Source organism: Arthrobacter sp. (genome assembly GCF_031179985.1).
Classification (GTDB): Bacteria; Actinomycetota; Actinomycetes; order Actinomycetales; family Micrococcaceae; genus Arthrobacter.
Genome location: NZ_JAPSHJ010000003.1, coordinates 159,171 through 171,641, shown reverse-complemented (window position 1 = coordinate 171,641; position 12,471 = coordinate 159,171). Strand labels below are relative to the sequence as shown.

The 12,471-nt window shown below is 62.0% G+C and carries 15 protein-coding genes; 14 read left to right on the top strand and 1 reads right to left on the bottom strand.

The window, feature by feature from the left end; genetic code table 11:
• The first annotated feature begins 13 nt into the window (after positions 1 to 13).
• The 6 genes from RIN13_RS02895 (at position 14) to RIN13_RS02870 (ending at position 4,725) form a co-directional block, all read left to right on the top strand.
• Complete coding sequence (locus RIN13_RS02895) at positions 14 to 619, top strand: NUDIX domain-containing protein (RefSeq protein ID WP_309105823.1); 606 nt, start codon at positions 14 to 16, stop codon at positions 617 to 619.
• A 242-nt stretch (positions 620 to 861) separates the two neighbouring features.
• Complete coding sequence (locus RIN13_RS02890; protein ID WP_309105822.1) at positions 862 to 1,176, top strand: hypothetical protein; 315 nt, start codon at positions 862 to 864, stop codon at positions 1,174 to 1,176.
• 121 nt (positions 1,177 to 1,297) lie between these two features.
• Positions 1,298 to 2,302: a LacI family DNA-binding transcriptional regulator gene (locus tag RIN13_RS02885; protein ID WP_309105821.1), complete on the top strand. Its 1,005-nt coding sequence runs from the start codon at positions 1,298 to 1,300 to the stop codon at positions 2,300 to 2,302.
• A gap of 36 nt (positions 2,303 to 2,338) precedes the next feature.
• The gene (locus tag RIN13_RS02880) at positions 2,339 to 2,776 is read left to right on the top strand and encodes an SRPBCC family protein (RefSeq protein WP_309105820.1); all 438 of its coding nucleotides are present in this window, start codon (positions 2,339 to 2,341) and stop codon (positions 2,774 to 2,776) included.
• A gap of 12 nt (positions 2,777 to 2,788) precedes the next feature.
• Positions 2,789 to 3,358, top strand: coding sequence for an isochorismatase family cysteine hydrolase (locus RIN13_RS02875; protein ID WP_309105819.1), 570 nt, complete (start codon positions 2,789 to 2,791; stop codon positions 3,356 to 3,358).
• A gap of 83 nt (positions 3,359 to 3,441) precedes the next feature.
• Positions 3,442 to 4,725 (top strand): glycoside hydrolase family 27 protein, encoded by a 1,284-nt coding sequence (locus RIN13_RS02870; protein ID WP_309105818.1) that lies wholly within the window; start codon positions 3,442 to 3,444, stop codon positions 4,723 to 4,725.
• Here the strand turns inward: RIN13_RS02870 and RIN13_RS02865 are convergent.
• Positions 4,722 to 6,083 carry an alpha-amylase family protein gene (locus RIN13_RS02865; protein WP_309105817.1) on the bottom strand — a complete coding sequence of 454 codons (1,362 nt, stop codon included), beginning with the start codon at positions 6,081 to 6,083 and terminating at the stop codon, positions 4,722 to 4,724. The two genes, RIN13_RS02870 and RIN13_RS02865, sit on opposite strands and share 4 nt — an antisense overlap.
• A gap of 109 nt (positions 6,084 to 6,192) precedes the next feature.
• Between RIN13_RS02865 and RIN13_RS02860 the strand changes: the two genes are divergently transcribed.
• The 8 genes from RIN13_RS02860 to RIN13_RS02825 are packed head-to-tail and all read left to right on the top strand — an operon-like array spanning position 6,193 to position 12,380.
• Positions 6,193 to 6,495: an urease subunit gamma gene (locus RIN13_RS02860; RefSeq protein WP_309105816.1), complete on the top strand. Its 303-nt coding sequence runs from the start codon at positions 6,193 to 6,195 to the stop codon at positions 6,493 to 6,495.
• Between the two features lie 9 nt (positions 6,496 to 6,504).
• Positions 6,505 to 6,864, top strand: a complete 360-nt coding sequence (locus tag RIN13_RS02855; protein ID WP_309105815.1) for an urease subunit beta — start codon at positions 6,505 to 6,507, stop codon at positions 6,862 to 6,864.
• Positions 6,861 to 8,603: an urease subunit alpha gene (gene ureC, locus RIN13_RS02850; protein ID WP_309105814.1), complete on the top strand. Its 1,743-nt coding sequence runs from the start codon at positions 6,861 to 6,863 to the stop codon at positions 8,601 to 8,603. The genes RIN13_RS02855 and ureC overlap by 4 nt, the downstream gene beginning before the upstream one ends.
• Positions 8,604 to 8,619: 16 nt before the next feature.
• Positions 8,620 to 9,105, top strand: a complete 486-nt coding sequence (gene ureE, locus RIN13_RS02845) for an urease accessory protein UreE (protein ID WP_309105813.1) — start codon at positions 8,620 to 8,622, stop codon at positions 9,103 to 9,105.
• Between the two features lie 4 nt (positions 9,106 to 9,109).
• Entirely contained in the window at positions 9,110 to 9,787 is a 678-nt protein-coding gene (locus RIN13_RS02840) for an urease accessory protein UreF (RefSeq protein WP_309105812.1), read from the top strand.
• A gap of 33 nt (positions 9,788 to 9,820) precedes the next feature.
• Complete coding sequence (gene ureG, locus RIN13_RS02835; RefSeq protein ID WP_309105811.1) at positions 9,821 to 10,438, top strand: urease accessory protein UreG; 618 nt, start codon at positions 9,821 to 9,823, stop codon at positions 10,436 to 10,438.
• The gene (locus tag RIN13_RS02830) at positions 10,435 to 11,331 is read left to right on the top strand and encodes an urease accessory protein UreD (RefSeq protein WP_309105810.1); all 897 of its coding nucleotides are present in this window, start codon (positions 10,435 to 10,437) and stop codon (positions 11,329 to 11,331) included. The genes ureG and RIN13_RS02830 overlap by 4 nt, the downstream gene beginning before the upstream one ends.
• Entirely contained in the window at positions 11,331 to 12,380 is a 1,050-nt protein-coding gene (locus tag RIN13_RS02825) for a nickel transporter (protein ID WP_309105809.1), read from the top strand. Before RIN13_RS02830 ends, RIN13_RS02825 begins: the two co-directional genes overlap by 1 nt.
• The last annotated feature ends 91 nt before the right edge of the window (positions 12,381 to 12,471 follow it).

Sequence of the window (12,471 nt, the reverse complement as noted above, 5' to 3'; positions counted from 1 at the left end):
GGGCCGTACAGGCTTGAACTCTGCGGGTGTCGGCCTGGACCGCAACCCGGACGTCAGGATCACGCGGGTCGAAGTAACGTCAGACGGGTGGCACGTTCTCCGCCGGACTACCTTCACCTACCGCCGGCGCGACGGGCGACAAGTCATTGAGGAGCGGGAAACCTACGACCGGGGTAACGGTGCCACAATTCTGGCTTACGATCCCTTCCGGAGAACGGTTCTGTTGACCCGGCAGTTTCGGTTCCCGGCCTACGTCAACGGGCACCATGACGGCATGCTCATCGAAACGGCTGCGGGCCTTCTTGATGACGATGCCCCCGAAGTTGCGATCCGGCGGGAAGCCAGCGAAGAGCTCGGAGTGACGCTGGGGGAATTGCAACATGTTTTCGACCTCTATATGAGCCCCGGTTCCGTCACAGAGTCCGTCCATTTCTACGCCGCACCCTACAGCCCCTCGGACCGGGGAACGGCCGGAGGCGGCCTGCAGGAAGAAGGTGAAGATATCGAAGTACTCGAGATTCCCTTCGATGAAGCACTTGCTATGACATCCGATGGCAGGATCGTCGACGGCAAGACCGTCATTCTTCTCCAGTGGGCAGCCATGACCCAGCTTTTTTGAGATGAATGAATCCGCCGTTACCGCGCTTGACCATGAGTATGGCCCTGTTCCTGTCTGTTCTGGCGCCGTGGAAGTGGAGATCTCCTCAGGACCCCGAAGCATCTGGATGAGTTGGAAGCTCACTACGCGTCCGCTGCGGATTCCAGAGTTGAAGAGGGGCCCCGTCGGGCATACGCAGGCAATTGGTGCCGGTATTAATCCATTGTTTGGACTTTTTCTCAAACTCACGCATGATTACGGGTATGGGGAGCAAATATTCAGGTCCGGCGGTTTTCACCATTGCAGTCGTAGGCGTGGTGGGCTTTGCATGGGGGATCAAGCTCTTTTTTGATTCCGTTTGCCTGTTTTCCTGCACTGCTCCACAGTCCCCCGCAGTCGACAGCGCCTTTATGCTAACCGTGTTGTCCTTCTTGCTTCTGGTGTTCACGTGCATCCTTGCTATCTGGGCGATTAAACGAGGCGACGGGGGGTGGGCCCTCGGCGGGCTCTTTGTAGCTGGCCTGCCCGTCATTTTTGGCGCAGTTATCGTCACCTACGTGGTCCTGTCATCGCTTTGACGTCACTCCGTGCTCCAGTGCCTTGGTGAGTGAGTGAACATCTTCCTTCCCTGGAGTCCACGAGTCATGGATATTTCTGCAACGATGTAACTGGAAGAGTTGCCGGACAAAGGACCCTGGTATGGCTGTCACCATGAACGACGTCGCGCGAGCAGCCGGCGTCTCCCTTAAAACGGTGTCCAATGTGCTCAATGACTACGAGTTCATCCGGCCCGCCACCAAGCAGAAGGTGCTGGACGCAATCGCCGCGCTGGGCTACGAAGCCAACCTCACGGCACGCAGTCTCCGCTCCGGTAAGACGCGCATGCTGGGGCTGGTGCTCTCCGATCTCTCTGCCCCGTACTACGCCGAGCTGGCCTCGCTCCTCATGAAAGTAGCTTCAGCAAGGGGATACCGGGTGCTCGTGGAACAGTCGGCGGCGACGAAGGAGAATGAACTTGCCGCGCTGCAGGGCCAGTTCCGCCAGCTGACCGACGGCCTCCTGTTCACACCCCTGGAGCTTGGACCCGACGACGTCGCGGCCGCTCAGGGCGGCAAGCCTTTGGTGCTGCTGGGGGAGCATATTGCCGACCCCCGCTTTGATCTTGTCACCATGAAGAACACTGAAGCCGCACAGGCCATCACCTCCCACCTCCTGTCATCCGGACGCCGTCGGGTGGCCGTTCTCGGTGCTGCTCCGGGAGACACCACCGGCAGCTCCGGTCTGCGCATGCTGGGCTACCGCCAGGCCCTGACGGCTGCCGGGCTGGAGTTCGATCCGGACCTCGCTGTGTTGTGCCAATGGCGGCGCGACGCCGGGGCTTCCGCCGTCCGCCAACTGCTGGACAGCGGAGTCCAGTTTGATGCCGTGTTCGGGCTCAACGACACAGTAGCGCTGGGGGCCTTGCATGAGTTACAGATGCAGGGGGTGAAAGTGCCGGAAGAAGTAGCCATTGCTGGCTTTGACGACATTGACGAGGCCCGTTTTGCCTCTCCCTCTCTCACCACAGTGGCCCCGGGCATGGACGAAATCGCAGAGCGCTCCGTAGGGTTGTTGATAGACCGGATTGAAGGGACAGGGCCGGAAGCCGAAGGACTCCAGCTGGAAGCGGGTTTCGAGCTCAGGATCCGGGACTCAGCTCCATAAGGGTGTGAGTCAACGGTGCGAGGAAGGACACGGGCAATGGTGGATGTTCACGTGGAGACCGTCATCAACAAGCCCCAGGACCATGTTGCCGCGTACGCGGGGAACCCCGATAACGCCCCGCAGTGGTACTCCAACATCAAAAGCGTTAAGTGGCAGACGCAGCCACCCATGGCTGTCGGCTCGAAGCTTGCCTTCAGCGCCCGGTTCCTTGGCCGGACGTTGGATTACGTCTACGAAATCATCGAGCTCCTCCCGGGCCAACGCCTTGTAATGCGCACAGCCCAAGGCCCGTTCCCAATGGAGACCACCTACGCGTGGACTCCCGAGGGGTCATCGTCCACCAGGATGGTCCTGCGCAATACCGGCAGTCCCTCCGGATTTTCAAAGCTCGCTGGTGCCGTTATGGCTCCAATGATGCGCCGGGCGATGCGGAAGGATCTCCGGAAACTCAAGGAACTGCTCGAGTCCAGCTGAAAGGAGCGGACCATGATCGCGGCCCTCATCATCGATATGCAGAACGCCTTCTTCGAGAATCCGGACCTGGCAGCCCAGCAGGATGAGTTGGTGGCTGCCTGCAATGAGCTCATCGACGTCGTTGAAGAAGCAGGCGGCAAGGTGCTGTTGGTGAAGACTGAGCATGAGCGGGACAAGTCAACATGGACCCTCAGCATGCTCGACGACGACCAGGGCTTCATTTTCCGAGGCGCCGGGCAAGCCGATTTCGTGCCGGGACTGAGGACTGAGGACCTGCCCTGCCTGGCAAAGACCAGGGACAGCGCCTTTATGGGCACGGATGTGTTACTTCGCCTGCGGAACTGGGGCGTTGACCAGATCATTCTCGGCGGTGTCTCCACCCACAACTGCATCGCCCAGACGGCAGCTGACGCCTTCGCCAACAACATCCGGGTAGCTTATGCCCGTGATGCCATCGGTTCTGAGGATCAGGAGGCAGCAGAAGCTGTTTTATCCATCCTGTCCAAGGGCTACCGCCAAGCAGTCCTGACTCCGCCCCAGGTCAAGGAACTGCTGAGGAAGAGGCTCACCGGCCACCGCTAGATCAGCTCACCGCAACCAGAGAACGGGTAACAAAATCTTCCGGAACCTTCCCTTTCCATGATGCGTTCTATAACGTTGTAGGAATGTTAGCGCACACACCGCCCATGGGCTGGAACAGCTGGGATTGCTATGGGACCACGGTGACTGAGGATGAGGTCCTGGCCAACGCCGAGTACATGGCCGCCCATCTGGCTCCCTACGGCTGGGACACAGTCGTCGTCGATATCCAGTGGTACGAGCCGGCGGCGAAAGCGGGTGGCTACAACGATGGTGCCACCCTGGTCCTGGACCACGCGGGCCGGCAAATGCCTGCCGTCAACCGCTTCCCCTCAGCGGCGGAGGGCAGGGGATTCGCTCCGCTGGCGGCGAAAATCCATGCCCTCGGCCTCAAGTTCGGCCTCCACATCATGCGGGGCATCCCCCGGCAGGCGGTCCGGGACAAGCTTCCCGTATCCGGCACGGGCTACACCGCAGACCAGGTGGCAGATCTCGATTCGGTATGCGACTGGAACACCGACAATTACGGCCTGAACCACAGCCATCCCGGTGCCCAGGCCTATTACGATTCCCAGCTGGCGCTCTTCGCCGCCTGGGGTGTGGACTTCATCAAGGCCGATGACATGGTGGGCCCCTACCTGGCAGCAGAGATCCAGTCATACCAGCAGGCCATCCGGAATTCGGGCCGAAAGATGATCCTCAGCCTTTCGCCGGGCCGCGCCCTGTCCCTGGCGCACCTTGAGCACCTCCGTGAAAACTCGCAGATGTGGCGTGTTTCCGACGATCTCTGGGACAACTGGGACGACGTCGAGGCGCAGTTTGCGCGTATGGCACGCTGGGCGCCGCACCAGAGGGCGGGAGGCTGGGCCGACGCCGACATGCTGCCGGTAGGCCGGATCGCCCTGCGTGCCGAACGCGGCTCCGAGAGGGTCACCAGACTCACCCTGGACGAACAGCGCACCATGATGACGCTCTGGTGCATGTCCCGCTCGCCTCTGATGCTGGGCTGCGACCTTCCAAGCTCCCCGCCGGAAACGCTCGGTCTGCTGACCAACCAGGATGTGCTTGAAATCCTGAAGGCCAGCACCGGAAACCGTGAGCTCCTCCGCGAGGGGGACCTGGTGATCTGGGCAGCGGAAAGCACGACGTCGGAGGACCGGTTTGGTGCCGTCTTCAACACCGGAACCGAGGTGCTTCGCCTGGACATCCCGCTCCGGGATCTCGGTCTGGGTCAGAGCGCGGAATGGCGCTACTGGTCTGCGCTCGAGTCCTGGACCCAGGAGAAACTGGAAGGGACCGGGGAGGCAATGAGCTTGGAGATTGCCCCGCACGGTGTCTGTCTCTACCGCTTCACCCCTCGGGCAACCTAGCCGAAGATCGCCCAGCCCCGTGCCGGCAGCTGCACCCTCCCGGACTGAGCGTCAAGGCTTCCGGTTCCGGCTAAGAGCGATACCTTCGCAAGCAGGGCCAAAGCCGATGACTGTACGTTCGCCGTTACCTCCAGGTCTGCCGGCTCATTGGCGAGGTTCAAAGCCATCATCAGCGCGTCGCCGTCATTTTCGGCCACGAAGATGAACTGCTCGTTGCTCAACGACAACACCGCGGTACCGGCCGAGTGTAGCCAGGCATGCCGCCGTCGTACTCCTATCAGCTCCTGGTAAAGCCGATAGGTGGGCCATCCGGCAGGGCTGAGATCAGCAGGCGAGGCAGGGAAGGCAGGCCGCACGGCGTCGTCGCCCCCGGCCCTGTCCTCCTTGATGCCGCGAAAGGCCTGCTCATCCCCGTAGTAGATCGACGGGGTGCCACCCACCGTGAGAAGGACCACCAGGGCGAGGGGCAGGAGCGCAGGATCCTGAAGCTTACTGGCTATGCGCGTCACGTCATGGTTCCCGATGAAGGTCAGTGGTGCGAAACCAGCCAGGAACGAGTTATGCCGTTCCAAGGCAGCGGCGAGTTCGTAGAAGTTGCGGTCGTTGAGCGAGCTCCAGACGGCCTTCCAGAGTTCGTACTGGGTCGCGGAATCCAGGCTGCCGTCACTGACCGCGGCGGCATAGTCGCCGTGGATGTATTCACCCACGAAAAACGCATCGGGAAACTCTGCCCGGACTTCAGCCAGAACACGGGACCAGAACGACGCCGGTACAGCGTACGCAGCATCCAGCCGCCAACCATCAGCTCCCCGTGCCAGCCAATGCTTCATGACCCCGGCAACGAATCCGGCTACTTCCGGTTCCGCATGGTTCAAGGCGACGAGGTGGTGGTGTCCCTCAAAATCCGCATACTCAGGCTCCGTCCCGGGAGTCCAGCCGGAGTCAGGCCACTGGAGACGGAACCAGGAGGCCTTGGCCCCGGACGGGCCCTGCCGCATGGCCTCCTGGAAGGGCGGGAAGCTCCGGCCGGTATGGTTGAAGACGCCGTCCAAAAGCACCCGGAGACCCCTGGCGTGCGCTTCTCGGATCAGCTCGTCAAAGTCGGCGTCGTCACCCAGCCGGGCGTCCACGCGGAAGTAGTCGGTGGTGTCATAGCCATGGGTTTCCGAGGCGAAGACCGGGCCCAGCGCGATGCCCGAAGCGCCCAGTTCCACGGCGTAGTCCAGCCAGGAGACGAGCTGCGGGAGCCGATGAATCACAGGCGAGGCAGCGGGCAGGGCATTTTGCTCAGCACCGACGAACCCAAGCGGGTAGACCTGCCACCATACTGCATGCTGCACCCAATCAGGTTCGGTCAAGGCGGGCTCCTTTGCTGGAGGGAAACGTACCCCGGCCATTCTGCCAGTGAGCCGAAATCTTTCCGAAACCTGGTGGGCTTACTCTGGTCACAAGCTGAAGGGATATCGGATGCATCTATTACCCCGTGAGCAGGAAAAGCTCATGATCGTGGTGGCGGCTGACCTTGCGCGTCGCCGGCAGTCCCGCGGACTCAAGCTCAATTTCCCGGAGGCGGTGGCCATCATCAGCTACGAGTTGATCGAGGGCGCCAGGGACGGCCGGACGGTAGCCGAACTGATGAGTTACGGGACCACGCTGCTCACCCGCGAGGACGTTATGGAAGGCATCCCGGAGATGATCCATGACGTGCAGATCGAAGCCACCTTCCCTGACGGCACCAAACTGGTGACCGTCCACGATCCCATCCGCTAGGGGCAACAGATGATCCCAGGAGAATACGTCCTCCGGCCTGAACCGGTGGTGGTGAACGCCGGACGGGACGCGATCGACGTCGTGGTACTGAACACTGGCGACCGTCCCGTCCAGGTTGGCTCCCACTACCATTTTGCCGAGGCTAACAGGGCACTCGAGTTCGATCGCCAGGCGGCCCACGGACGGCGCCTGGACATTCCCGCCGGCACGGCTGCACGCTTCGAACCAGGCGACCGCCGGACTGTCCGGCTGATCGAGCTCGCCGGGCGCCGCGAGGTTTTCGGCCTCAGCGATGCGGTTAACGGAAGGCTCGACGGCAGCAGGCCAGCCTCCGCCGCGAAAGCCACACCCGACGGGGGAGCCGCATGAGTTTCGAACTGTCCCGCAAGCAGTACTCGGACCTTTACGGGCCCACGACGGGCGACGCCATCCGCCTCGCAGACACCGACCTGTTCCTGGAGATCGAGAAAGACCTCACCCTCTATGGCGAGGAAGTGGTGTTCGGCGGCGGCAAGGTGATCCGGGACGGCATGGGCCAAAACGGCCAGGTCACCCGCGACGATGTTGGTTCTGGCGGTGTGCCGGACACTGTCATCACCAACGCGATCGTGCTGGACTACACAGGCATCTACAAAGCGGATATTGCCCTCCGGGACGGCCACATCTTCAAAATCGGCAAAGCCGGAAACCCCCAGATCACGGATGGCGTGGACATCGTCATCGGAGCGAGCACCGAGATCATCGCCGGGGAACGGAAAATCCTCACCGCCGGCGGCGTCGATTCCCACATCCACTTCATTTCCCCGGAACAGGTGCCCACAGCGCTCTGCAGCGGAGTGACCACCATGCTGGGCGGCGGAACCGGCCCGGCCGAAGGCACCAAAGCGACTACCGTAACGCCCGGCAAATGGCACATCCAGCGGATGCTCCAGGCCGCCGAGGGCCTTCCCATCAACATTGGCCTTCTCGGAAAGGGACACGCGTCCGCCGTCGATCCCCTCGCCGAGCAGATCCGGGCCGGGGCAATCGGGCTCAAGGTGCATGAGGACTGGGGATCCACCACCTCCTCGATCGATACCTCCCTCAAAGTCGCGGACGAGTACGACGTCCAGGTGGCCATCCACACTGACACGCTCAACGAGTGCGGCTTTGTGGAGGACACCATCAGGGCAATCGACGGACGCGTCATCCACACCTTCCACACGGAAGGCGCCGGGGGAGGGCACGCACCGGACATTATCAAGATCGCCGGACTCCCGAATGTGCTGCCCGCCTCCACCAACCCGACCCTGCCGTACACGCGCAACACCATCGAAGAGCACCTGGACATGCTGATGGTCTGCCACCACCTCAACCCTGATATTCCCGAGGACGTGGCCTTCGCTGATTCACGCATCCGTGCGGAAACCATCGCAGCGGAGGATGTGCTGCAGGACATGGGTGTCTTCGCCATCACCTCCTCGGATTCGCAGGCCATGGGACGGGTGGGCGAGGTGATCACCCGCACGTGGCAGGTGGCGGACAAAATGAAGAAGCAGCGGGGCGGTTTGGAGGACCTCGACGGCGGTGTCCACGGTTCCGCCGGTTGCGACAACTTCCGCCTGAAGAGGTACGTGGCCAAGTACACGATCAACCCCGCCATTGCGCATGGCATGGCGGACTCGATCGGATCTGTGGAGGAAGGAAAATTCGCTGACCTGGTCCTGTGGGATCCGGCGTTCTTCGGCGTCAAACCGGAACTTGTGCTCAAGGGCGGGCAGATCGCCTACGCCCTGATGGGGGATGCAAACGCGTCCATCCCCACGCCGCAACCACGCACCATGCGGCCCATGTTCGCCACCTTCGGCACAGCGCTGCAGCAGTCCTCCATCACCTTCCTGTCCCAGGCCGCTATTGACGGGGGCGTGCCCCAAGAGCTCGGCCTCCAGAAGATGATCCGTCCCGTATCGGGGATCAGGAACCTCACGAAGGCCGACCTGAAATACAACGACGCAACGCCGGACATCGAGGTGGACCCGGAGACCTACCAGGTGACGGTGGACGGCGAGAACGTCACGTGCGAACCCTCTGACGTCCTCCCCATGGCCCAGCGTTACTTCCTCTTTTAGAACCACTGGAGCTGATGTGATCATCGAGAAAGTCCTCGGCAACGTGCACGAACTGCCCGGCGGTGCGGCCGAAACCTACGCCGGCCTGCACCAGGAGAAGGTGGTGCTGCCCAGCGCCCAACTGGTTAAACGCATCCAGAGGGTCACGACGGATCACGGCAAGGAGCTGGGCATCCGGCTGGCGGCCGGCTCCGGGGACCTGCGCGATGGCGACATCCTGCATGTGGCAGGGTCCAACATGATCGTGGTATCGGTGCTGCCCACAGACGTCCTTGTGGTCGCGCCGCGGACCATTTCCGAAATGGGGGTGGTGGCCCATTCCCTGGGAAACCGCCACCTGCAGGCCCAGTTCTTCGACGCCACGTCCGAGTACGGTGCTGAGGTGATGGTGTGCCAGTATGATCACACCGTTGAGGACTACCTCAAACACGCCGGAGTGCCTTATGGCCGCCAGGAACGCGTGATGCCGGTGCCGTTCCGCCACGCTGAACACTCGCACTGATTGTATGAAAGCTACTCCCGGCTATCAGCTTGCATTGCAGCAGTTGACTGACTCCGCGTTGCCTACGGGAGCGTTTGCTCATTCATTCGGCTTTGAGACCTACATTGAGCGCGGGTTGGTACGGGACGAGGCCAGCTTCGGGGTGTGGCTTTCTGCATTTGTGCGGCAGCAGCTTACTTTCTCGGACGGCTTGGCCATACGCCTCGTTTACGAGGATCATCCGGTTGCGGAGCTTGACTGCTTGCTGACCGCCCAGCTGTTGCCCCGTCAGCTGCGCGAAGCCAGCATGAAAATGGGAGGCCGGCTGCTCGAGATCGGGGGCGACGTTTTTCCCTCTCAAGCGCTCCAGGAGTACCGCGGGCTTGTTAGCAGCGGCCGTGCTTCCGGCCATCAGCCGCTGGCATTCGCCGTCGTCGCCCGTTCCCTCGGGGTCCCGGTGAATAAGGCGCTCGCTGCCTACCTTTTTGCTGCCGTCACGTCCCTGACGCAAAATGCCGTCCGTGCGGTGCCCTTGGGCCAGAACGCCGGGCAGCGGCTGCTGCGCCAGGCGGCCGACGCCGTTGCTGCCGCCGTTGAGCGGGTGGGACGACTGACGCCGGACGACTTTGGGGCAGTGAGTCCAGGGCTGGAAATTTCGCAGATGCGGCATGAGCGGCAACGTGCCCGAATGTTCATGAGTTAGTTGAAATGCATGGTTGGACTGTCAGGAGAGCAAATGTCTGAACCCATCAAGATCGGTATCGGCGGACCGGTTGGAGCCGGCAAAACCCAGCTCGTGGAGCGGCTCACGCGTTATATGAGCGCAGAGATTTCCATGGCGGCCATCACCAACGACATCTACACCATCGAGGACGCGAAGATCCTGGCGGCAAACGGCATCCTTCCGCTGGACCGGATCATCGGCGTCGAGACCGGCGGCTGCCCGCATACCGCCATCCGCGAAGATACCTCCATGAACACGGCAGCCATTGAACAGCTCAAGGCGAGGCATCCGGACCTGCAGGTAATTTTCGTGGAATCCGGCGGCGACAACCTCTCCGCCACGTTCAGCCCGGAGCTGGTGGACTTCTCCATCTACATCATCGATGTCGCCCAGGGGGAGAAGATCCCGCGCAAGGCAGGGCAGGGCATGATCAAGTCCGACCTCTTCATTATCAACAAGACGGACCTCGCGCCCCACGTCGGCGCAGACCTGACAGTCATGGAACGGGACTCCCTCGAATTCCGCGGCACCAAACCGTTCTGCTTCACCAACCTCAAAACGGACGAAGGGCTCGACGCCGTGATCGCCTGGATACGGCGCGACGTCCTGATGCTCGACCTGACGTCATGAGCACGACGGCGGTTGGGCTGGGTTCGACGGTTCTCTCACCGCCGGTGGCTGACCAGCCCGAGAGGGGCCGTCTTGAACTGGTCATCACCCAGCGCGACGGACGGTCCCGTGCCTCACGGCAGTTTCACGAGGGCGCTTTGCGGGTTTTGCGGCCGCACTTCCTGGATGGGAGCGGGCAGGTCTGTTTTGTTCTTGTGAATCCTGGTGGGGCTTATCTTGGGGCCGATCTCTACGTTATTGAGGTGAACGTAGAGGATGGGGCCCGTCTGCTTCTGACCACGCAGTCCGCCACGAAGATCTACCGGACACCGGGATCTTTTGCTGAGCAGCGGATGCGGTTGGTGCTGGGGGATGGGGCGCAGCTGGAATTGGCTCCGGACCAGTTGATCGCCTTCCGCGAGGCCAGCTACCGCCAAAACACGCACGTCACCGTCCGGCCCACATCGAGCCTGATTATGGCCGAAGTGGTCACGCCGGGATGGTCCCCGGACGGGGCGGCCTTCCGGTATGAGGAGGTGCGCCTGCGAACCGAGATTGCGGTAGATACAGGCGAAGCTCTGCAGCCGCTGGCGCTGGACAACCTTCTGATCGTGCCTTCGGATGCTGACGTGGAAGGAATGGGGTTTATGGAGGGCTACAGCCATGTGGGTTCGCTCCTGGTGGTGGACCGGAGAGTGGATCAGGCGCTCGCGGACGAACTGCATGAGCTGACCAGGATGCACGAGGCGTACACGGGCGTTTCGCTAACGGCCACCGTAGCCGGAACAACCGGGCTGGTGCTGCGCTCGCTGTCCAACAGCACCGAGGAGCTCCAGCGCCTGCTGCAAGCGTCTACCACCCTGCTGAGGAGACGCTGGTATGGACAGCTTCCCCTGGACCTCAGGAAATACTGATGATCGGGCCAGCCGAGGCGCGGCAGCTTTACCGCGACCGTGAGCAGTTGCCGCTGCGTACGCGGCTGGCCTGCACGTTGGGTGCGGTGGCGGCGGTCCATGCGGCCGCCGTCGTGCTCCTCCTGCTGGGGGCCGCGGAACCGCTGGCGATTGGCCTGGTCATCACTGCGTATCTTGCCGGCATCAAGCACAGCTACGACTGGGACCATCTGGCCGCTATCGACAACTCCACCCGCAAATTCGTGGCCCAAAACCAGGATCCGGTGAGTGTGGGCTTCGCTTTCAGCCTGGGCCATAGTTCCGTCGTGATGCTGGCAGGGGTATTGCTGGTGGGTGGTGCGTCCGTGATGGGCCAGTTCTTAACCGGAGGCACTGGCGAAAATCTGGTGCTCGGGCTCATCGGCAGCGGAGTTTCGGGGATTTTCCTGCTGTTGATGGGCGCGTTCAACGGCTCGGCATTTCTCGCAGCTACGCGTTCTTACCTCAAGGCCCGTTCGGGTTTGACGGTCACGGCACAGGAGCTGGAGGCCAAGGGGCTGCTGGCCCGGCTGCTGGCCAAACCGCTCTCCCATGTGAAACGGCCGCGGAATGTTTATGTGATCGGCTTCCTGTTCGGATTGGGCTTCGACACGGCCACCACCATTGCGCTGCTGATGATGGCCGTTTCCGCCGCCATCGCAGGTGTTTCCCCGTTGGCCCTGCTGGCGCTGCCACTGGCTTTCACGGCAGCGATGACGTTCTGCGACACCATCAACGGGGTGGCCATGATGCACATGTATCGCTCTGCGATCCGCCGTCCGTTGCAGAAGCTGGGATTCAACGCAGTGATCACCGGCATCTCTGCTGCATCCGCCCTTTTCATTGCAGTGATAACGTTGGGCGGTTTCTTCAATGCCGCCTTCGGATGGGAGGATCCGCTGACCAGATGGCTGGGAGCAGTAGATCTTGGCGACGCCGGCCTGCTGCTGATAGCCGTGTTGCTCGGCGTGTGGGCTGTGGCAGCGCTGCATGCTCGCTTGAAGGGCAGCTGGATCAAGGAAAAAAGCTAGGGATGCTCAATCTTGCCGCTTCGCCTTGAGCCCGCCGTGCTCAGGGCCCGCAGGACGCACGTTTCTCCCCGCACCCGAGCTGGAACGCCGG